Annotated in this window: 8 protein-coding genes and 1 pseudogene; 4 read left to right on the forward strand and 5 right to left on the reverse strand. The window is 64.9% G+C overall.

Features of this window, described 5'->3' with window-relative positions; translation table 11 throughout:
• Positions 1-36: 36 nt before the first annotated feature.
• Both ABIA35_RS22175 and ABIA35_RS22180 read right to left on the reverse strand, forming a co-directional pair.
• A complete protein-coding gene (locus ABIA35_RS22175; RefSeq protein ID WP_370359151.1) occupies positions 37-477 on the reverse strand; it encodes a hypothetical protein in 441 nt (146 codons plus the stop codon).
• Between the two features lie 160 nt (positions 478-637).
• On the reverse strand, positions 638-1,744 hold the full coding sequence (locus tag ABIA35_RS22180; RefSeq protein WP_370344488.1) for an integrase core domain-containing protein: 1,107 nt from the start codon (positions 1,742-1,744) through the stop codon (positions 638-640).
• Positions 1,745-2,593: 849 nt separating this feature from the next.
• On the opposite strand from ABIA35_RS22180, the gene ABIA35_RS22185 reads away from it, so the two are divergent.
• Both ABIA35_RS22185 and ABIA35_RS22190 read left to right on the forward strand, forming a co-directional pair.
• Positions 2,594-4,276 carry a hypothetical protein gene (locus ABIA35_RS22185; protein ID WP_370344490.1) on the forward strand — a complete coding sequence of 561 codons (1,683 nt, stop codon included), beginning with the start codon at positions 2,594-2,596 and terminating at the stop codon, positions 4,274-4,276.
• Positions 4,277-4,669: 393 nt separating this feature from the next.
• A pseudogene (locus ABIA35_RS22190) lies at positions 4,670-5,766 on the forward strand (integrase).
• Positions 5,767-5,847: 81 nt separating this feature from the next.
• On the opposite strand, the gene ABIA35_RS22195 reads toward ABIA35_RS22190, so the two are convergent.
• Both ABIA35_RS22195 and ABIA35_RS22200 read right to left on the reverse strand, forming a co-directional pair.
• Complete coding sequence (locus ABIA35_RS22195) at positions 5,848-6,573, reverse strand: hypothetical protein (RefSeq protein WP_370344491.1); 726 nt, start codon at positions 6,571-6,573, stop codon at positions 5,848-5,850.
• 30 nt (positions 6,574-6,603) lie between these two features.
• Entirely contained in the window at positions 6,604-13,644 is a 7,041-nt protein-coding gene (locus tag ABIA35_RS22200; protein WP_370359152.1) for an RHS repeat domain-containing protein, read from the reverse strand.
• Positions 13,645-14,332: 688 nt separating this feature from the next.
• On the opposite strand from ABIA35_RS22200, the gene ABIA35_RS22205 reads away from it, so the two are divergent.
• Both ABIA35_RS22205 and ABIA35_RS22210 read left to right on the forward strand, forming a co-directional pair.
• Positions 14,333-20,296 (forward strand): carbohydrate binding domain-containing protein, encoded by a 5,964-nt coding sequence (locus ABIA35_RS22205; RefSeq protein ID WP_370359153.1) that lies wholly within the window; start codon positions 14,333-14,335, stop codon positions 20,294-20,296.
• A gap of 685 nt (positions 20,297-20,981) precedes the next feature.
• Positions 20,982-21,302 carry a DUF3024 domain-containing protein gene (locus ABIA35_RS22210; protein WP_370344494.1) on the forward strand — a complete coding sequence of 107 codons (321 nt, stop codon included), beginning with the start codon at positions 20,982-20,984 and terminating at the stop codon, positions 21,300-21,302.
• Between the two features lie 141 nt (positions 21,303-21,443).
• Here ABIA35_RS22210 and ABIA35_RS22215 read toward each other — a convergent pair whose 3' ends face one another.
• Positions 21,444-22,859, reverse strand: a complete 1,416-nt coding sequence (locus tag ABIA35_RS22215; RefSeq protein WP_370359154.1) for a hypothetical protein — start codon at positions 22,857-22,859, stop codon at positions 21,444-21,446.
• Positions 22,860-23,151 lie beyond the last annotated feature (292 nt).

The following is a 23,151-nucleotide window of genomic DNA, read 5'->3' on the forward strand; positions in this document are numbered from 1 at the left end:
GGGCCTGTGCAAGAACGATTATTTGGACTGGAGCTACTAGTCGTACGCCGGGAACATGTCACCGAACAGTTTATCCCAATACTCGAACGCGACCTCCAGGTCGTTTTCCTTCACCGCGTCGTATGCTTTCTTTGCGCGCTTAACAGCGGTATCTAGCTTCGAGAGGGCGACGATCTTGTTAGCGCTAGATGAACACGGCTGGATGCGGCCGGTTGTTCCCGTTGGGTCGTTCATGGCTGCGAGACTGCCAACTTGAAGGTCGGCGAGCAGGAAATATATGTCCATCCAGTAGAAGACGGATGATTGTTCGCGCGTATACTCGGCTGCCCGCATCTCCAGATAGAATGACGAGATTGGCACCTCACGGTAGTACTTCCACGCCTTAAGCAGCCGCGCAAGAGCTTTGGCGTTCCCCTGACCGGGCTCCGTGTTCGACCGGTTCACGTAGTCGAGGTGAGCCTGTGGCGTCGATTCCATCCAATCTGATGTGACCCCGGGGATACTGTACTTCGTGAAGCCGTTGACGGCCGCTATTGGGTAGGCAGGGATGACTTCGACACGTTCATAGCCCTGTAGGGCTCGGAAATACGAATCTGGGGTTGACCTGTGGTTCTCTGGTGCGGAGAGCGAGGTACGGTCAGGCGGCGATCTTGTACTCGTGGGTGAGTCCGCCGAGGATGGCCTTCCTGCGAATCCGGTAGTCCGCGAGGTTGACCGGCGCTGGCGGCCCGGTCTCGGCCTGGGCCGGGGTCACCTGGCCGAGGGCGCGGTGCGGCCTGGCCTCGTTCCGGTGGGCCAGGTAGGTAGTCAACGTTCGGCGCAGGTGCTCTTCGTTGATGATCAGCATCCGGTCGAGCAGCTCGCGGCGCAGCTCCCCGATGAGCCTTTCGCAGATCGAGTTCGATCGAGGGGCACGCGGCGGACTCTTCAGGATGCGGATTCCCTCGTCGGCGAACACCGCGTCGAAGCCGTCAATGAACTTGGTGTCGCGATCCCGGATCAGGAACTTGAACTTCTTTCCCCGCTCGGCCAGTTCCATCAGGACGTTGCGGGCGGCCTGGGTCGTCCACTCCCCCGTCGGGTTCGCGGTCACCCCGGCCAGGTGCGCACGGCGGGTCCCGTGCTCGATGAGGACCAGGGCGTACAGGCGTTTCAATCCGATCGTGTCCACATGCACGAAGTCAATCGCGAGGATGCCGTGGGCTTGCGTTGTAAGGAACTGCTTCCACGTCGGACCCGAACGCCGCGGCGCCGGATCGACCCCGGCCGCATGCAGGATCTCCCACACCGTCGAGGCGGCGATCCGGTGGCCGAGCTTGACCAACTCGCCCTGGATCCGGCGGTGACCCCACATCGGGTTGTCCTTCGCCATCGTCAGCACGAGTTTCTTGACCGCCGCAGCCGTCGGCGGCCTGCCGGGTCTCCGCCGGGCGCTGTAGTCCCACTTGCGGGCAACCAGCCGGCGGTGCCAGGCCAGCAGTGTCGCCGGACTGACCGGGAACACCTGAGCCCATCGCCCACGCGGGATCAACGATGACAGCGCCGCGAACCAAAACCGGTCGGCCGACTCATAGCGGGCCCTGGCGATCTGACGACGCAGGACCGCATTCTCGTGGCGTAACACCAGCAGCTCAGCGTCCTTGGATACGTCACGACGGAACAAGACCGCCACGGAACCCAGGACACGACGCGTTGCACGGTACGCGAGAGACAGGAGCATCGAGCCAGGATCGCAGCCCGACAATCGGAAGCCGCAAGTGCCCAGATCACAGGCGGAATCGTATTTCCGAGCCCTACAGGGACGTGCACGGATGTCAGTCGGCGATATTAAAGTCTTTGTAAATATCCTGACTACGGATCAGAAGGTTCGGGGTTCACCTCTTCTTCTGCGCACGCCCCAGCAACGCGGAGATGCCTCAAACCAAGCCGTCGCGCTCTTCAATTCGCACGAGCCATCCGCGAACCGATCTTGACCACAGTCGGCTCGCCGAACACAAAACACCAGGCCACGGCACTGTTTTAAACCGAACGGTTAACGCCCCCTAAGCTCCACCCCATCCCCCGATCTGCGAAACCGCAGGTCGGGAGCTTGTTTTGGCTCGAATGGTTCGCACCTCTAAGACTCCACCTAGTTCACCTCGCCTGTCCGCCGCGGCTGCGCCAAACATGCTTCGACCCAGGCCAGGGCACCTGCGGTCGAACATGCTATCCATGCCGAGTGGGCCTGCGAACGCAACAGTCCGCCGAGGTTCGACCAAGATCGCGAGCTATACGCGAACCGGTTTCGCCTTAGCGAGGGTACTGATTCGGTCGGGCGAAATGCGGTAAGAACTTCCTAGATCCCGCGCTCGCATACTTGAGGTCGGACGGGATCGGCCTGGTCGCCTTGTGATCGCTCCAGCATCCGCGCCGCGGCATTCACCAGGGCGCGCGGGACTTCCGCGACCTGGCTGCGGCAGTCCGCCCAAGCTATGCGTGAACGCGCAGCGCTAAATCAGGCGATGTCAGGGGGACAATCAGTCCGACAGCGCCTCGATGTGCTGGATGGCCACGGCTGTAGCCCAGGGGCTTCTGACATGGGATGGTGAGGTTCATGGTGTTGGGTGTCGGGCCGCTTGCCTACCGCTCGGTGTTGAGAGCTCCGAGCGCGGACAGCGCGTTCCGGGACGTACGGCGTGTCACCGAGGCTTGGCTGGCGGGCAAGTTCGATTTGGCACCGCCGCCAGCGTCCGGGGTCCACCGACTCGATGCGGAGTCGATGCTGACAGTACAGGCGGCTTACGTTCACGGTGACGAGCAGGCAATACGTCTTCAGCTGCGCGAGGACCGGCTTCAGGCGACGTGGCGTACCACTATCACCGCGGTCACCCCTCCCGGGCCGGGAGCACTGATAGCAGTCAGCCTCGAGGTTTTCAGCAACAGCGGCACCGTTCCTGCAGCACGCCCGAAGCTGATACGCGATTTGGTGCAGGCGCTCCGCCCAGTGGACGGCCCGGCGCCGCTAACGACGCACGCCCAGCCAGTCGCTCCCGAAGGAGTACACGAGCTGATCGATGTGCTTTGCGATCCCGGACGGCGGATGCCAGTGGTCCTGGTTGCCAGGCCACTGCAACCCTCGCTCGAATGGAATCGGCGTCTGCAAACGATCGAGCGCGAGTGCGCCGGGTCGGCGTCGCTATACATGTTGCCGGACATAAAGGCGGTCGATTCGTTCAGGGCGGCGATCGGCGAGCACCACCGAGTTGCCCCCGGCGCGGTACGTACCTACTTGACCGAAGTCGATCCGGCGTGGCGCGGGGACGCGCCGCGGCACCGGTTCCTGCCTGTCGCGCGACTCAGCGACCCGGCGGACCAGGCATGGCGGGGTGTGTACCGCACGGTGCAGCGGCTGTCGACTGGCGCTGTCATGCCGGAAGCGCTGCGTAACGTGATGTTCCCGGACGATGACGGTCGGCGGCGAAGCGCCGAACGGCAAGCCGCGCTAGCGGTTGAAGTCTCAAGCGCGGAGCTTGCGCAGCTAACGAGGGAAAACCAGGATTTGCGCGAACTGCTGGCCGGAGCCGACGAGGACCTGCAGGAGGCGGCACGCAACGAGGAGCTGTCGAAACAGACCATCGCAAGCCAGGAAGAGCAGCTGCTCGACGCCTGGGCAACCATGGAGGACGATGCGGATACCGCGCAGCGTGCTCTCGACGAGGCCGAGCGTGCACGAGCCGAATCCGACATCCTCCGACGCCGGCTGCGCGAAGCGGGCCAGTACGAGGACGCGGTGGTCGCCGAGCCGCCAGCTGGCGTGCCGAACTCCTTCGAGGAGTTGTGGGAACGGTTGGAGTGGCTGGACGGAATCCTGGTTACCGCCGACAAGGAAACGGCCCTGAGTTTGGACGAATCGGAGCGGGCCCGGGTATGGGCGGCCAAGGCCTGGAACGGCCTGCGCGCGCTGGACTCCTACGCCCAGGCCGCAAAGGACGGCTTCAACGGCGGCTTCTACGAGCACTGCAAGCAGGGGCGCGCGGGCACGGTAACGTGGCCGTTGAAGCAGGTGGCGATGGCCGAATCGGAGACAACGATGAACAAGTGGGGCTTCGAGCGTGTCTTCGCTGTACCACCGGAGGTGGACGGGTCCGGCAGGAGCGAGATGCAGGCTCATTTGAAGTTGGAAGGCAAGGGTAGCGCCTGCCCGAGAATCCACTTCTTCGACGACGCCAAGGGCGCCACGGGCCAGATAGTCGTCGGCTACATCGGTCCGCACTTGCACAACACCAAGACAAACTAGGACGCACTCGAGACGCTGTCTCGCTGACTGGGCCGGGTCGATCGCCTAGCCCGAGTTCTCCGTGTTGCTGGCGGTCCGTTCCCGGCGGCGGCTCGGATGTCAGAGGCGTTCGCGGTCCGGATGCTCGACGCGTTCGAGACGAGCGGTCCCCAGGTCCGTAGCCACGACGGCGTCAACGTCCTGGAGCTGTAGACAGCCATTCGAGAGCGACGCGACGGGGGCTGTTAAGAGTTTCTCTACTGATTCAAGGGCACGCCTGGCGGCGTGCCTGCGCCTGCTGAATACCTCGTCCGCGCAGGTCAAGAGCGTATACAGGTTTGGTGCGGAGGCGATCGACCCAGCATCGAACCTCGTGCTGTGGTCTTGGTCAAATCTCGGGCATGATGGCGGGTTGTGCTGTCGCGTCTGGCCTATCTCGCCGTCACCAACGCCTTCGCCGTGTTGCGGTTGCTGCCGTTGAGCGACCGGGACAAGGATGCGGAAATCTTGGCCCTGCGCCATCAGCTCGCGGTCCTGCAGCGGCAGCTAAGCTCGAACAGTGCCAGGTTCGCACCGAGGACCGAGCCTTCCTCGCTGCACTTCTCAAGCCCCTGCCCCGTGATTCACTACGCCGGCTGCATCTGATCGTCAGCCCGGACACGGTCCTGCGATGGCACCGCGATCTGATGCGCAGACGCCATGTGAACACCTGCCGGCCCCAGCGACCAGGACGCCCGCGAACGGTCGCCTCGATCCGGCGGCTGGTGCGGCGCCTGGTCCGGGAAAATCCGAATTGGGGCTATCGCCGCGTGCACGGCGAACTGGCCACGCTGGGCATCAAAGTCGCGGCCTCGACCGTCTGGGAGATCCTCAAGGACGAGGGCATCAACCCGGCACCCGAGCGCACCGCCACCACCTGGGCCGCGTTTCTGCGCAGCCACGCTGACGCGCTGCTGGCGTGCGACTTCATCGAGACCATCACACGGACCGGACAGCGCCAGTACATCCTGGCCGTCATCGAGCACGCCACCCGGCGAGTCCGCGTGCTAGGCACCACCGCCCACCCCACCGCCGCCTGGGTCGCTCAAGCGGCGCGGAACCTGGGCATGGACCTGGAAGAAGCCGGAGCCACAGTCAAGTACCTGGTCCGGGACCGGGACGCGAAGTTCCCGCCGCTGTTCGACGAGATCCTCGCACGGGCCGGCATCCAGGTCGTACTCAGCGGCATCCGCGTACCACGGATGAACTCGATCACGGAGCGGTGGGTGCAAACCTGCCGCCGCGAACTGCTGGACCGCACCTTGATCTGGAACCAGCGTCACCTGCTGCACGCCCCGCACGAGTACGAGACGCACCACAACAGACACCGCGCTCACCAAGCAATACAGCAGGCCGCGCCGCTACGGGCAGTGCCCGCACCGATCACCGACCCACAGCACATCACCGACCTCGACATCCGTCGACACGACCGACTCGGCGGCATCATCCACGAGTACCAACACGCGGCCTGACCTGCCTGGACGACTTTATCGGCAGGCGCAGTGTTCCGAGTCCCGTCGGGAGCGAGCACGACAGTCAGCGAATATTTGCGCTCAAACGACGTGTTCAGACATCTTAAAGACTAATCCGCAGTTCCCGCACTCCACACTTCCAAAAAAGTTCTTGAGTTGCAACTGCACATCTACCCGTCTGTCAGAACGCGTACGCAAAAGAAGATGCGCCGCCATCCCGCTTAATGATGTCTCATGCGCGGCGATCAGCGGGGTTCGCCGTACATCAGAGTTTTCGAGATAGCCATAATCCAACGTTGAGAAATATCCAGAATCACCGAGGGAAACATAATTATATTGTCCGCAACGAGGGCACGTGGAGCGAAGTTCACTCCCACCAAGGTTTTCAACTCCATCAGTGTCAATGGCGAAACCTTGCAAGTATGTTAGGGCTACAAGGATTCCCACATACGACGCTCTGTCGACCTCGGGGGACCTCAACGACAGATCTGCCAGATCACGCATTTCGGCGATCTCAGCCGCGTAATCCGCGAATGGATCGACGCCTCCGGGGCGATCCGGCCATGAAACAATGGATCCGGCGAGCGAGAGCGGCATGTACCGGTCAGCTGCAGGCCACGACCTCGCTATAGCAGCCAACGAAGGCAAGGCCGCATAGCTCGCCGAGTAGACCCCCCGTGCATCGCTAAGTCGCGCCCACAGATACGTCCAGGCACGACTTTCGGGGTTAGTCCCGGCTTCAATGAGGAGCTGAGGAATCTTATCGGCGGCCCCACTTGAATCCTTCAATTCCGACCATTCCACCATGTGCCGCATCCCTTCCATATGTGGTCCCGATTAAGGCCCAAACCCGGCAAGATTGTTCTGAGCGATGGTTCCGAGCTGATAAATGTTCCGATAGTTGTGAACACCATCGCTGCCAGGGCCCACCCAGGCCATGTCACCGTATTGATTGATGATAACCCTGAACCGATCTTCGTGACCAGGGAAGTCGTATACCCAAGCACCAGCCCACTTCCGCACCTGCGATGGGCCCATCCCGGAGCGCACGCCAATGCAGTCCAACGTCGGATCGTCCTCGCAGGGGGTTCCATAATTACCCACGGCACGGCGAGCCAGCGTTTTATTACGAATAGCGGCTTTTATCACGTTCGGAACTTGCGGAGTTCTCGATGACGTGCTGAACATCGTACCCAGATCGTTTGCCAAGCCGTTCGCGCCGCTGGACACCGTTGAGATCCCATAGCCGGTCGCAATGGCCCCACCGGCCATCACCGGAATACCCACTGGGGCTCCGGCTCCGGTATCGGTCACTCCGAAACCAGTGGCCATGAGTAGCGCTCCCCCCGTCGTGGCGCCTGCTCCACCCAACATCTGGAGTGCATCTCCCAGTGCGTCAAAAGCTGCACTGGGATCGAAGTTGAACGAATCGATACCGTCGACCTGAGCCTGCGATACTGGGCAATAACCTCCACGTGCCCCGCAACTTCTATGAATGGTTTTTGCATAGTACGCCTTCAGCAGGTCGGCGTATTCCTGAGAAATCTGCTTCGCGTCGTCAGGCGTCAAGGGCGCTGAATCATCCGACTGAGAGTCGCCGCCGGTATCCGAGGAATCATCCTGGCCCGATACGCACTCCTTCTTCGCGTAACCGGACAGGCCAGCACACGGCCCTGATCCCCCCGAGGGTGCCGGCGTCTGCGATGTTGTCGGGGGAAGTCCATGGCAGGTGCCGGTATCAGCGTCGCAGATCAGCCCGGTGGGGTCGCTGTTGTCAACAGGGTCGTTGCCGGCGTAGCTGTAGCCGCCGATCGCCTGGGGGCTGTTCGGCTGGAAAACGGGGTCGGCGGAGATGAAACGTCCAGTGAGCGCATCGTATTTGCGGGCGCCGATGTCGACGAGGCCGGTGGAGGCGTCGGTGGTCTTGCCGAGGAAGGTGTGGTCGTCGGGCCACGCGGGTGTGGTGGTTGGGGTGACCGGGGTGCCGCGACTGTCTCCGAAGGGCTTGTTGTACCGCCGCGCCTGGACCTGACCGGTGGCCGCGGAGATCGTGGTGGTGGCAGTGCTTTGGGGGTTGCTGACCTCGTAGGTGAGGGTGCCGGTCTGATCCGCGACGATGGTCGGCGCGCCGGGTGCGGCGTAATAGCGCTGGGCCGTGACCCTGCCCGAGGTGGTGCTGAGATGGATTTCGGTGCCGCCGAGGTACAGAGTGATGGTGCCGTTGGTGGAGCCCGTCGTGTAGTCCCGGCGGATGAGCTGGTTGCCGTCCGCGTCGTAGACGTATGACGCCGTCGTGTTCGTCGTGGTGTTCGCGTCGGATGCCAGTCGGCCTTCGGGGTCCCACTTCAGGGTCTCGTTGGCGTTGCCCGCGCTGCCCTGCGTCGTGATCGTGCGGCCCGTGGTGTTGCCGGCGCCGTCGTAGGTGAAGGTGTCGGGTGTGCTGACGCCGGTCGCGGTCACGGAACTCAACAGGTGCGGACCGGTGCCGCCGGTGGTGGCCGATCCCGCCGTGTTGGTGCTGCCGGCTGCCGGGAAGCTGCTGGTGCGGGTGACGTCCTTCGCGACGGTGCCGGTGATGTCGTGGTCGGTGACCGTCGAGCGGTTGCCGGTCACGGCGCCGTTGCCGAGGCCCACCGCGTTGGTGGCGTCGAAGCCGTACGACTGCCAATACGGTGCCGGGCTGGTCATGGCGCCGGTGGCGGTGCTCCCGCTGATCTGTCCCGAGGCCGCACTGGCGGCCGTGGGCGGGTTGTTGGTGGTGGAACTGGCGCAGGAGCCGATACCACCGGGCTTGGGACCGTTGTTGGGGATCGCCGGGTTGCCGGCGTTGACGCCGGTCGCCGCGGAGGGCGTCTGGTCTCCGGTGTCAGTCCAGCTGTTGGTGAGGCGGCCGGCGTAGTCATAGGTGAAGCACTGGTTGTCGCGCGCGTAGATCGGCTGGTAGGTGCCCAGCGCGTTGTAGTTCTGCAGGTCGGCGACGGAGGTGACCTGGCCTGCCGCGTCGTAGGTGTAGGTGGAGTAGTCGACGCCGTAGGTGTTCAGAGCGTTGGTGTTGCCGTTCTGGCCGGCGGAGGCGTCAACGAAGCTGTTGGTGAGCCGACCGGTGCCCGCGTCGTACAGGTTCTGCTGTACCACCTGATAGGGATAGTCGCCCAGGGTGCGGGAAGCGATGCGGCCGAGTTGGTCGTAGGTAGTGGCGAAGACATAGTCGGCGTTGCCGCCGGTGGCCAGGAGCAGGCCGTTGTCGTTGTACGAGTTGTACACGGTCTCCAGCGGCATGCCGGAGTTCGGTACGGCGGGCAGGTCGGTGTGGTCCAGCCGCCCGGTGACCGACGTGTAGTAGTTGTTGGTCTGGTACGTGGTGGCCAGGGCGCCGTTGTTGTCGGCGGGCGGGATGGTCGCCGAGGCACCGAGGGCACGGCCGCCGGCGTCGTAGCCGGTAACGGCGCTGGTGTATTGGGTGGTGCCGTTGTCCATGTACCGGATGGAGGAGGCCGGAAGGCCGTAGTCGGTCTTTCCGTCGGAGCCTGGCACGGAGTCGTAGGACCAGGACGCCATCAGTGCCGAGGCGGCGGGGGTGCCCGCGGAGGTATAGGGCGCGTTGTATTCGGCCGTTTTGCGGTTCAAGACGTCGTAGTAGTACGACAGGGTCTGGCCGCGGCCGTCTTGAGTCTGCACCAGCAGGCCGGCGTTGTCTTCGATGGTGGTGCTGGTCCCGGTGTCCGGGTCCTTCTGGGTCACGCTGTGCCCGAGCAGGTCGTTCGTGGTTGAGGTCCACACGTTTGACTTGGTGCCGTCGGTCACCGTGGAGACGGTGCCGTTGTTCACGTATTGGAAGTCGTATTTGGTGATGTCGGCGTCGCCCACGTTGCCGGTCGGCGCCGGCGGGTTGTTGTGGTATGTCCACAGCGCTGAAGTGCGGCCGCGGGCGTCGGTGAACGTCGACGTGGCGCCCGCGGAGGCGGTGCCGTTACCGGACGGGGATGTGACGTCGGTGCGGTCCACACCTGGGTAGGCGGTGGTGGTCACGGCACCGGGTATCACCGCCGAGGTCGGGGAGCCGCCGCCGACAGGGGCGGCGTTCGTGTACTGCGTCACCGTAAGCGTCCGGGAAAGTCCGTCGTAGGTGGTGACCTGCTGCGAGGGAAGTGCGTCGCCGTAGCTCCGGAAAGTGCCCGAGGGAGCGTCGACGTTGTCCCAGTGCGCGGCAGCGGTGCGCCACGGCTTGCCCAGGCTGTTGAACTCGGCCTGGGTGGAGATCAGGCCGGAGGAATCGTCCGCCGGAGTGGCCTGGGTCTCGATCTGCTCGCCGAACGCGTCCAGGATTACGTCGGACTCGGCGTAGGTGTCGTTCTCCCGCAGTGTCCGCGTCTGCACGTAAGGGTTGGTGGCCGCGACGCTCGGCGACAGGGTCGTCCCGAACACCCCGTAGGTGTAGGTGGTGTCCGGCGTGGAGGCGTTGGCCGCCTTCGGATGGTCGGGGTTCCACACCTGCGTGGCCCGGCCCAACCCGTCGTAGACGGCGTCGGCCTGGCGACCGTTGATGTCCACGGCGGTCTCGGTCACCTGGCGACCCAGGTCCACAATGGCGGTCGAGGTCCACCCCTTGGCGTTGGTCGTGGTGATCGACGTCGGCAATAGCCCAGGCTTGGAGACGAACCCAGTTCGGGTGGTGTGCTGGTCCGCGTCCTTGGTCGACGTCAGTCTGCCGTAGCCGTCGTAACCCATGGTCGCGGTGGTGACCAAGGAGCCGCCGGCGGTCGGGTAGGCCAGGGTGGACGTCACCGACCCGGCCGTGACCCCCGGGAACGTCTGGCCGTCATACACCGTCTCGGTGTCCGAAGTCGTGGTGGCGTTGGTTTCCGATGTGGTAGTGCAACTACCCCCGGCCGGAACGGTGGAGGTGATGACCTCGTCCGAGTAGGCGCTCCACTCGTAGCCGTCGACACCTGCGGCAGTATTGATCGCGTACCGGTTGAACGTACACAGCTCCTGCACGTTGCCCAGCGCTTTGCCGTTGGCGTCCGTGTCGCCCTTGTCGTCGGTGGTCAGCAGTCTGCCGTTGCCCCCGGTACCGCCGGCACTCGTGAAAACAGGCAGGGAGTTGTCGTAGGTGTAATCGATCTCGGTACGGCGCAGACCACCTGTGGACAGCGGTGCGTAACTGATCTTCTTGGCGATGTGCGAGAAGTGCGCGCGTTGCAGCGGCAAGGGTGAGACCCGGGCGTGCGTCGCGGTCACCATGCCCGGATCGTTCGGGTCTTCGGGAACGCTGATGCTGTCGCTGACGACTGTGCTGGAGTTCTCGGAGGCGAATACCTGTGTCTCTAACGCCTGCCCGGCCAAAGCGTTGTCGTCGCGGTATCCGAACCCGTTGGTGCCGGTACCGGTGCAGGCCGCGTTCGCCGGCGCCTGGTTGTGCGAGTCGTTCAAACACACCGGCTTGGTCGGGTCCTGGTCCATACCTTGGAAGTACGTGGTGGTGCTGGAGGAGTTGGCGCCGGTGGACTCGCCGGACGTCGTAGTTGTGACCTGGCGGAAGCCCCGGTACTGGTCGGCAATGCGGGGGGCGGATGGGTCAACCTGCTCGGAGTCGTTGGTGTGCCACGCTGGCGTGCCCACGTAGGTGTAGGCAGTGGAGTGCGTCTTGGAGTACCCGTAGTTGGTGTTGATGGTCGTGCCGTCCACCACCGATACCGAGGTCACCACGTACTTGAAGAACCAGTCGGTGTGCTTGTTCCCGTTGGAGTCCGTGTAGTTCTCGGGGTAGCACAGGGTGGCATTAGCGATTGTGGTCGGCGGCGCAGTCGAACCGCAGCTCAACGTCCCGGGCATATCGTAATTCACGGTGGTGATGGCGCCGAGCTCATCAGTGATCTGATCCAACCGGAAACGGTCGAACTGTGATGTGGTCCACGGCGTGAGCGCCGTATCGCGGTTCGGCTTTGTGTTGTCGTATCCGAGATTGACCGCCGGCGCTGTCGTGGAAGCCACCGTACCGTCGGAATTGGTCAGGTACCCAGTGTGGACGATGGAGTCCAACCGCAGCTGCGCCGAGTTACCGGAAGTCCCAGGGTCCAGCGGGATCGGGAATGACTGGTTGAACGTGTATGTATCCACCGCCCGGAAGTTCACCGGGGTGCCAGACGGCTGAGAACCCGTCGACGCACCGCTATTGACGGCAGTGGTGATTCCGGCCAAGCGAACGGTGGAGAAGAAGGCTGGCGAACCCACCGCGCACGTGGTGCTCCCGCTCTTACAGTGCTGATCCCATGGCACATCCGTGAACGCACCGGAGTTGGTATCCGTGATCCCGGTGGTCGCAGTACCGACGGAGACCGTCGGCGGCGTCGTGGGGCAGGCGTTGTCTGTTGAGGAATACACGCAGCGTGGCATGTAGTCGAACAGCACCGTCGAAGCGGGCGCCGGCCCGGTGTTGGTGCCGTCGGCCAACGCGCCGGCCGCCTTGTCGACGTTGCCGGTCTGCCAGCCGTAGTCGATCTCCCGCATGAAGCCCCCACCGGTGTATTCGGTGGTGGAGCCGTTGTGCATGTAGTAGTCCTCTTCCCGCGCATACGTGTAACGAGTCACGTTGTTGTGCGGGTCGATGACGAAGTCCAGGTTCCAGCGCCAGCCCTGGCGGCACGACGAGGCCTGCTCGCTGCCTGTCGGATCATTGCAGCTGGTGCCGACGCCGGTCCCGAACACCGGCGTTGACCAGGTCGAGTACGTGGGGGCGTCCGACATGCCGTCGCCGCCGTAGTTCTGCGGCAGCCGGTTGGCACCGTACAAGTAGACGGTGCCGTCGGTCGCCGTGAGCTTCCAGTACCCGTTGTTGACGGTGTTGTTCCCGCCAAGCGCGCCGGTCATGAACTGCACGCGCGTCCCGTCGTCCACCGCGAGGCGCCACTTGGAGTTGTCGCTGTCGTCGCGGACCAGGCCGCCCGCGTGCGCGCCGCCGGAGATCGCGGCGTTCGCCGTTCCCTGACACAGGTCGCCGACGGTCGCCCAGGCCGAATTGACCGTCGCGCACGGCATGTACGTCGTCTCGATGTACGAGGAGGCGCCGCCGCCCAGGTCGAACCCTTCGCCGACCACCGAGGTCTGGCCGTTCGACACGGTGGTCCGGCCGTCGACCGACCCCGAGTCGTACGCCAGCGACACCCCGGGGGCGCTGTTGCCCAGCGACGGCGGAGTAGACACCGGATAGGACCATTCGAAAGACCCGGAGTTCCCCGAGGTGGTCCAGGAGTCGCTGGACTTCAACGAGGACGCCGTGAAAGTACCGCCAGCGGGACCAGTCGCTGTGGACGTCGCCGCGAGCACCATCGTGCTGGCGGCGGCCTTGGACGTCGCCGCGTCGGCCGACGATTGCGAGATGCCGGTCGAGGAGGCGCCGTGCTGTCCCGGGATCGTCACCGTGGCGACCAGTCGCTGGTGGTCGTGGTCGTTGACGGTGGTCACCGGTGTCTGCACCCGGCATTTCGGAACCGTCGGCGTGGTCAGCGCACAAGCCGGCAGCTGCACCAAGTGCAGACGGTCGCTGAAGTCCGCCCCGAACGCACCGGCCCACGCGCCGTAGGACACCGCGACATCGGCCGTGCCGGGCGTCTTGACGGTGTCGGGCTGGGCGACGGTCACGATGACGCCGGACACCCCAGCCGCGACCGCCTGTGCGTGCGAGGCGACGGTCGCCTGCACCGACGACGGAACCGGCGTGGCTGCTTTGGTGCTGGTGCTGGTCAGGGCAGAGCGATCGGCCGGAGCAGCGGCGGCGACCAGCGTCCCGGCCGGAGCCACGGTCACGGGCGAAGACGTTTCCGGCGCGGCCGCGAGCATCGCCCGGTTCTTCACGGCGGAGGAGGCGGAGGCGTTCACGTCTGCGGCGAACTGCTCGGCTGCCGGCCAGGTCGGCAGGTGGACCGCTGGGGACGCGGAAGTGTGAGTTTGACCCGCGGTATGCGCTACAGCCGGAGAAGCCGCGGTGGGATCCAAACCTTTGACCTCACGAGGCGTCCACACTTTTCCAGGATGCGGACGGCCCCCATGCTTCTGTGCCGAAGAAGCCAATGCAACAGTCGCCGTCGCGGGGCTCACCGCCGCCGCACCGAGCGTCAAAGAAAGAAGAATCGCAGCCCAGCGGGCACCGCGATACCGGGAAGTCCCAGTCCGCGAATTCCGCCCACGTCCCGCACCCGGAGCACGCCGAATTACCATGCCACCCTCAACGAAGCAAACGAGAAGAGAACACACCGACAAGACGCCGATGCGGCACAGCCCCACCACGAGGCGCAGAAACCAGAACCCCCCGGCTCCAGAACCCCGGTCGCTTAATCGGTTGTTGATCACTCGACCGATCCGTCAGCATGCCGCAGAACCTTGACCGACGCAAGTGTTCGATCGAGTACTGATCCGAGCATTGCCGAGGTCTTGTGGTTCCGTTATGTTCACCGGGCTGATCATCAACGCACTGTGGAACAAACTGGAGGACCCAGTGGGGGGCAAACCACGTGGTCGCCTATGGCGACTGGCGTCTATAGGGATGGCGGCCAGCCTTTGCCTGGCCGTGTCATCCGGCACCTTCGCCGTTGCCGGGACCGCAGCCGCGCCCGGCGCCGGCGGTCTCGTGCAGACCCACGACCCGAAGGACCCGAATAAGCCTTCGGGACCGGCAGACACCTCCAAGCCAGGCGCCAAGACGACGGCGCCCGCGTTGAGCTCGATGAGCTCTCAGACGACACCGGACCCTGCGAAACTGGCCATCGCCGACGCCATCGCGACCGCGAAGAAGACTCACAAGTCGGTCCCGATCCCCGCGGCGACGACCGCCTACGCCACCATGGTCGCCAACCCCGACGGCACGGTCAGCGCCAACAGCCACGTCAACCCGCAGCGTGCGAAGGTCGGCGGGCAGTGGGAGCCGATCGACACCACGCTGGCGGTGGGGTCCGACGGCCAGCTACACAGCAAGGCCACCGTCACCGCGATCACCCTGTCCGACGGCGGCAGCGCGCCGCTGGCGGTCACCGACGACGGAGCCGGCCACGTCCTCACCCTGACCTGGCCCGGCACCCTCCCGAAACCGACGGTGTCCGGCGCCGTCGCCACCTACCACGCTGTGTACCCCGGCGTAGACCTCCAAGTCACCGCATCCGCCACCGGCATCACCCACCTGCTGGTCGTCCACGACGCCGCCGCAGCCGCCAACCCGGCGCTGTCCAGCGTCCAGATCGGCGAGACCGGCACCGGAGTGCAGATCTCGGCGACCCCCGCCGGCGGCGTCCAGGCCGTCGCCGCAGACGGGACCAAGGTCTTCACCGGCCAGGAACCGCACATGTGGGACTCGGCCGGCAAGGCGAGCCCGCCGTCCGGCTCCTCGAAGGCCGCCGCGCCCGCGATCGCGGACAGCGGGCCGCACACCGCCGCGCTCCCCGCGCACGTGGCCAACGGCAAGATCACCCTGCAGCCGGACCCGAACCTGCTGCGCGGCGCCTCCACCATCTACCCGGTCTACATCGACCCGGCGTGGGTGGAGAACCCGCAGAACTGGGTCGAGATGGACTCCGCGAACCAGAAGGTCTGGGACGGCCAGGCGCCCTATCCGTGGGGGACGCAGAGCCAGCCCTACGACAACAGCATCGTCCGAGTCGGCAACAGCGGCGGCACCGTGTTCCGCTCCCTGCTGCAGTTCAATGCCGACATCCTCGCGCCCAACAACTACACCAACTTCCTGATAGTCAGTGACGCCTGGCTATACCTGACCTTCCAGGGCAGCTGCGTCACGACCGACGTGTGGGCCACCGACCGTTTCGACTCCGGCATCAACTGGGGCAACCAAGACTCCGGAGGCGCCACGGGGTACAGCGTGTGGAGCGGCGGCCACGTCATCGGGACCAACAACTGCTCGGCCAACCCGTGGAACCCCATCACCATCAACGACGCGAGCCAGGTCCAGCAGGTCTTCGCCAACCACGGGCACACCTTCAGCGTCGGGCTGCGGGCCCACAACGAGGCCGCCGGCGGCGGGTACGGCGGCATCCAGGTCCTCAACAACGGCCTCATCTACGACGCCAACATCACTGTCAAGTTTGTCGCAGAGCCCTGGTTCGAGAATGTGGGCACCACCGGCGTGGCCGCTCCCGTCGGAAACCACGGTGCGACCCAGCAGATCTGCGGCAACGACATGACCACCGCCGGCTATCTGCCGATGGTCTCGGGCCCCGCCACCTTCACCGCCGGCCTGGCCGACTGGGACGCCGAAAAGATCGACTACCACTTCTGGCTCAACGATTTCACCAGTCAGAGCGGGACCCAGGACGGAGGATCAGGGAGCGTCACAGCCATACCGTATTCACAATCACAAACACCCGGCAGCCCCGGCACCGGCGGTGCGACGACCCCGCTGACTGGCTCCTTCCCCACCACAACCTCGACAGTCACCTGGTTCGGCGGCATGACGGGCACCAGGCAAAGCGTGACCGGTATCCGAGACGGCGACCTGTATCAGATGTTCGTGCAGGCCCAGGATGATGATCCCACCGTCGACACGGCCTTCAACAACGCCAGAGGAGCCAGCGGCAACAACCTGGAATACCCGTACATCCAGTGCTACTTCCACGCCGCGTTGTCCGCCCCGCTTCAGCCGGACTTCCCGACCAATGCCGGGACCACGTTCGTCAGCAGCGGAACCCACCTCACCGGCAACTACCCGGTCGTCGGCGACGGCGGCAACATCATCGTCCACTCCAGCGCCCCGCACACGCCCATCGCCCGGTTCGACTGGGCCCTGAATACCTCCTCCACCAACGCCGGCGCCTACAACTGCGGCGGCGTCATCAACGCCGCGTGCGGCTCGGTGGCAGCCAACAACGCCCTGGACAGCACCTCCACCATCACCATCGGCAACGGCCCCAACACCCAGACCCTGGGAACCGGTGAGCACTGGGGCAACAACTACGTGTACGTCTCAGCGGTCGATGTCGCCGGCAACGTCTCGGCGGCAGCGCGCTTCGACTTCTTCCTGGGCGAGCCATTCCAGCCGGTCTCCTTCGGAAACGTCACCGGCGACGGCACCCCCAACCTGATGAAGGCCGACACCTCCGGGAACCTGGACATCTATCCGGCGAACCAGGACATGGACCCCAACGCCGCCGACGCCGTCGAGGTGGCGCCCGCCGCTGCCGCGCCCAACGGCACGTCGTGGAAGAACGCGCTGTACACCCACCGCGGCGCCGAACGCGTCCAGCCCACCGACGACCTGTTCGCGTGGGACATCGGCTCGGACAACATCGGCCATCTCTACTACTACTTCAACGCCCAGACGGCCTCGGCCAGCACTCAGCCCGGCTACGTACCACCGGCCCGCCTGGACACATTCACACAAACCCAGCGGAGCCTGATCACCAGACCGACCTGCACCCCGTCGGCGACCAACGGGTGGTGCGTCGGCTACAACCAGAGCAACTGGAACGACGTCAAGAAGATCCTGGCCGTCGGACCGGTCCTGGGCGGCTGCAACATCAAGGCGCCCACGACCGCCTGCAAGACCAACCTGATCACGATCGAGACCGACGGGCACAGCCCGGCACGGATGTGGATGTTCTCCCCCGCCGGCATCGGCCAGCTGCGCAACCCCGTCCTGCTCTCCACCTCCACCCCCGCCTCGGCCGCCGGCCCAGGCTGGGACTGGGCGACCGTGCGCTTCCTGATGGCCCCCGGCAACGCCGCCGGACACCCGGCCCCGACCGGTGCACCCGCTGCTGGCGGCATGCCGGACCTGTGGGCCGTCGACTCGACCGGCACCCTCTACCAGTTCACCAACCACTCAGACACCGCCCTGGCCGGCGCCGGCCTCGGCGACCTGAACGCCAAGACGCAGTTGGGCACTACCGGGCAGTTCAACAACTACGACTGGGTCAGCACCGCCGGGGACCTGAACGGCGACGGCAACCCCGACCTGTGGGTCGTTAACGGCGGCCGAATGGACGTCCTGTTCGGCCCCATCGGCGCCAACATCACCGACCAGAACACCAAACCGATGAGCGGCACCGGCACCAAGCCCACCCAAGCCCAGAGCACCGCCACCACCGCCGACTGGACCTCCAACGCCGCCACCCTCCAGGGTGATGTCGTCGGCGGCGGTCTGGCCGGACAGGTGCGTCTGCCCGGCGTCGTCGGCAGCACCGCCCCCGGTCAGAAGTGCCTCGACGACCTCAACGGCAGCCTGGCCGACAGCACTACCGTCATCGACATCTACGACTGCAACGGCACCATGGCACAACAATGGACCTTCGCCCCCGACGGCACGATCCGCTATCTGGGCTCCGACCCGACCGACCCGAAGTGCCTAGACACCAATAACGGCCTCATCCAAGGGCAACTGGTCACCTTGTTCAGCTGCCAGCCGAAAAGGAACCAGATCTGGCGGACCATCCCGTCGCCATCCACCCCCGGGACGTACTGGATCTACAACCCCACCTCCGGAATGTGCCTGGACGACAGCAACGGGAATAGCAGCAACCACAACCCCTTCTGGCTCTGGCCCTGCATCGACAGCATCGCCCAGCGCTACCAGCTGCCCAAGGCCGCCGGGGCGATGCAACAGGTCGAGGCGGAGTCCCTGTGGGGCAGCCAGAGCGGTGCCACCCCCACCCCGCAAGCAAACTGCTGCGGCATCAGCCTGTCTAACGGCTACCAGAGCTACTTCCCCGCCACCGCGGCCGGCGCTTCCATCACCTACAACTGGTATGTGCCCGTGACCGGCACCTACATCGTCGAGCCCTCGCTGACCAAGACCAACGACCGAGGCCAGTACACACTGACAGTCGACAGCACCAAGCTGCCCACGACCTTCGACGGGTATCAGGCGTCGGGTGTCTCCCTGGCCACCGTCCCGTTCGGGAAGATCTCCCTTTCTGCGGGCATGCACAACTTCATCTTCACCGCGGCAGGCACGAACGCCGCCAGCATCGGTAACCGCTACGTGCTCGGCGTCGATACCCTGGCACTCGCGCCCACCACGACAACCGGCCCCACTGCCGCGCTGAAGGTCTCCAGCCCGGGAATCGTCAACCAGCCGGTGACCGCCGACGCCTCGGCATCGTTCCCTGGCACGGCGGGGATCACCGGCTACACCTTCGACTTCGGTGACGGCACGGTGGTCGGCCCGCAAGCCGGCCCGACTGCGCAACACGCCTACACCGCCGCCGGCACCTTCCAGGTGAAGGTCAGCGCCACCGACGTCAACAACGCAAGCTCCACTTCTTCCACGACCGCGGTCGTCATCCTCAGCGGCCCGCCGGTCATCAACGGGGACTTCGAGTCCGGGAGCCTGGCCGGCTGGCCCGCGTCCTACAACTCTGGCGTCACCACTACGAACCCGCACAGCGGCACCTACGCCGGGCAGATCAACGCACCAACCGGCGGCAACGGATCCATCGAACAAGTCGTGAGTGGGCTGACACCCAATACCGGCTACACGCTCACAGGCTGGGTCCGCACCGACGGCGGCACCACCATCTTGGGCACCAAGTTCTACGACGCCGACCCCAACGACGACACCGGCGACACCACCACCGCCACCACCTGGACCCAACTCAGCAGCCAATTCACCACCGGACCCACCAACACCACCGTCGACATCTACTGCTACCGACCCACCGCAGGCACCTCAGCCTGCGACGACTTCACCCTGCTGGCCAACCCCGCAGCGGGCGCCGTAGGCAACCCCGACTTCGAAACCGGGAACCTCGCCGGCTGGAACGCCGCCAACAACGCAGGCATCACCACCACCAACCCCCACTCCGGCACCTACGCCGGACAAATCAACGCACCCACCGGCGGCAACGGAACCATCGAACAAGTCGTCACCGGACTAATCCCCAACACCTCCTACACACTCGCCGGCTGGATCCGCACCGACGGCGGCACCACCACATTGGGCGCCAAACAATTCGATCCCGCAGGCGACAAGCAAGAAGCCACCACCACCAACACCGGCTGGACCCAGCTCACCGACCAGTTCACCACCGGAGTGAACAACACCACCGTCGACATCTACTGCAACCGAGCCACAGCAGGCACCTCAGCCTGTGACGACTTCACACTGACCCCCACCCCGGCAACCGTGCCCAACCACGACTTCGAATCCGGGAACCTGGCCGGCTGGACCGCCTCCTACAACGCAGGCGTCACCACCACCAACCCCCACACCGGCACCTACGCCGGACAGATCAACGCACCCACCGGCGGCAACGGATCCATCGAACAAGTCGTCACCGGCCTGACACCCAACACCACCTACACCCTCACCGGCTGGGTCCGCACCGACGGCGGCGCCACCATCTTGGGCACCAAGTTCTTCGACGCCGACCCCGACGACGACACCGGCAACTCCACCACCGCCACCGGCTGGACCCAACTCACCAGCCAATTCACCACCGGACCCACCAACACCACCGTCGACATCTACTGCTACCGCTCCACCGCAGGCACCTCAGCCTGCGACGACTTCACCCTGACCGCCAACTAGCTCAGGAGCCATAAGAAGCGGCCAACCAACCGAAGGGCGCTGCCAACCCAGACAGCGCCCTTCACCGCAGCGGCGAAGACAACAGCCCGTGGCAGGCCACTAATTGCGAGCCATTCGCGAACCGATCTTGGCCTTAAACGACTCACCAGAAACAGAACACCTGGATGTTGGCCCTATTTTCGCTCATTGGTTAACGCCCCCTAAGCTCCACACCTAGCTCCCGATCTGCGAAATCGCAGGTCGGGAGCTTGTTTTGAACGAGACGGTTGGAGCCAGCGGCGCTCCACAAGGAGCATCGAGAGCGATGTTCGAACAAGCAGGCAACGGCCCCGACCCCCAGGCTGGGGCCGCTTTTGCGCAGGGCATGTTCGAACGCCGAGCCTCGTCCAGAGCCGTTTTGGATCATGGCTTACCGCCGTCCGTGGTGAATTGGTGGTGGCGTTTCACGCTCTGCGGCGCGGCAATGCCGGCGTTGAGCCAGGTGGGCATGCACGCACGCTGCAAGTCATAGGAGCGTTCAGCCAGGGCGATTCGGATTGAGCCGGGCTTCGGTACGACATCCGTACACGGAAAGTCCCAGCATCGCCCGCCCATAGTTCCGGCGAGTCGGCGGGAGTCGCGCCGCTTGTCCCCAAAAGGCCCCAATGGCGGCGGTGTCCACTACGCCGCGGCATAGGTTGAAGCAATGACGATCTCGAAACCCGATCAGGACCTGGTCGCGGCTTGGTGTGAGCAACGGGTCCCCGGCCACGCGCGCGATCAGGTTGCCGTCGGTTACACCACGCGTGGGGCGTCCATCACGCTCGTCGAGCGCCGGGCCCCCTGGGACGGTGTCGGCGAATGGACGGCTCGGCCGTTCGCGCAACTGCGCCGGACCGGCTCGGTTTGGCGTCTTTACTGGCCTGACCGGAATATCCGCTGGCACCTCCGCGACGAATTCCCCGCGACCGACGATCTCCAAGCCCTTCTCGACATCATTGGCGACCCGCGGAGCGCGTTCGAGTGATGCGTGAGAGCCGGCGTGTTGCGACTCGGCTTGCGATTCGTGTTCGACGTGTTGGCGTTTCGCTGGAGACGCGTCGGCGTTTGGGTTCAGGGTGCCGCAGGCTCCAGTCGGCACCTGGTTTGAGCGGCACCTGTTGGGTTCCTACTCCCGAATCCGGGCTGGCAGGTCCGCAGCGTGCTCAGTCAGGTCGGCACCTGACCGTGCTGCTCGTTCGGAGCAGGCCCGAACCCGGTCCGCGGCGTCGGCTGGGAGGGCAGCGCGATCTGCCAGCCAGGCCGCCAGATCTGGAAGTAGACGACGGAGGACGTCGGCCGTATCGGTGTCATAGAGGTCGCCGATGCTGCGGGAGACCAAGGCGATCCGATGTGGCGAGCAAGCATGGGCGAGCTGCGGGAGTTCATCGCTGAGCCAGATGAAGGAGAGCTCACGATATGCCTCGTCATCGGTGAACGGCTCGCCGTCTTGCGGGAAGTCGCCGGGCACTGCTTTCTGGCCAGGACGATACTTGGCCCGCCAGTTCGCGAACTCGGCGGTCCAGGAATCGTCTGCTACTTCGCGCCCCGGCTGCTTCGGTTCAGTGCCAGTGATGTCGCGCCGAAGTTCTGCCGTGCGAAGTTCCTGCGCCAGCCGACGGCACCGGTGGAATTCGGCATATTGCGACTCGGATTCGCCACCGAGGGGAAGTTCGCCAGCCAACGGGAGAATCCGGTCTGCCAGGTCAGCGTCGGACACCGGGCAGAGTCGGGCCTGTGCCGCCGCGTCCGGTCCGACCACTTCCTGCCAGGCGGTAAACGCATGCGCCGAGGTAGGGAAATAGCCAGCACCCACGGTGTGAGGCTCACCGCTGCACGTATCGATGTCCCACAGGTACCACCGATCTGGGCCCTCTGGGGCACTGAACGGCGCGGTTATGCCGAAGCGCGTACCGTACACATCCTGGCACCACATAGCGGGCCCATTGGGCGTCGTGACCATTGAGGCGTCAGGGAACCCCACTACTGACCCCCGTACGTCCTCGACGGCGCCGATCGGGATCCCGGCGTCCGGGTACGGGACGATCCTGGCCACTGCCACCAGCAAGCGCCACCGACTCTGTTGTTCATCCGGATCGTCGACCCCTGAAACGGCTCTGACGGCCTCCAGTGCGATGTTCTCGGAGAAGGCGCCGAGGAGCAGGTCCGGGCTGTACGTGCCCTGGTCGAAGGCCAGCGTCTGGCCTGATGCCCACCGTGTAGCCTGCAGGGCGTCTTGGGCTGTGAGCGCCCGGCCCAACCGACGACACAACTCGTCCTCGAGCCAGGCCACCGGCATGCCCGCAGCGACCAACTCCGCGATGACCGGCTCAGCATCGACCTTCGCACGCTCCATCGCTTCCTGGTCGATCTCCTCCTCCGGAAACCCCGTGAAGGGGTCCGCGCCCCATGACCACTCGGATCTGGCAAGATCCTGCGCTCGCGAAGCCTCCTCCTTAGCGCGCCGAACGGCCGGGTTTCCCGAGCGACTTCCCTTGTGGTGGGGGCGAGAGTTCTTCTTCTTACGAGGCTTCGAGTTGGGCACAGTCCAACTCTATGGACGCGTCGCGACCGGGTCCGCGAAACCCACCAAGAAGGAGGCGCTACATCGGAGCCTTTGCCGGTGACCTTCCCAACCGAGTAAGGCCGCGGCGGGACCAGGTGCGGACCTTCGGCGGCCGCAGCGACTGCCGGACTTGTCGATGAAGCAGACCACTCTCCGGCGTCGCTTTCACATCGGCGAGCCCTCTGTAGCTGGTTTCAGGACTTTCGCTTCCTCGCAGCCAGCAGGGTAACCGTCCCCGCTGGCCAGACTTTCGGTACTAACTGCTTCAACC

It is taken from the genome of Catenulispora sp. MAP12-49 (assembly GCF_041262705.1).
In the GTDB taxonomy this organism is placed as follows: domain Bacteria; phylum Actinomycetota; class Actinomycetes; order Streptomycetales; family Catenulisporaceae; genus Catenulispora.

Bases quoted from the DNA above. Each gene is read 5' to 3' on its own strand.
- ABIA35_RS22175 (WP_370359151.1), bottom strand. From the start codon at position 477: ATGGAATCGACGCCACAGGCTCACCTCGACTACGTGAACCGGTCGAAC.
- ABIA35_RS22185 (WP_370344490.1), top strand. From the start codon at position 2,594: ATGGTGTTGGGTGTCGGGCCGCTTGCCTACCGCTCGGTGTTGAGAGCT.
- ABIA35_RS22195 (WP_370344491.1), bottom strand. From the start codon at position 6,573: ATGGTGGAATGGTCGGAATTGAAGGATTCAAGTGGGGCCGCCGATAAG.
- ABIA35_RS22210 (WP_370344494.1), top strand. From the start codon at position 20,982: ATGACGATCTCGAAACCCGATCAGGACCTGGTCGCGGCTTGGTGTGAG.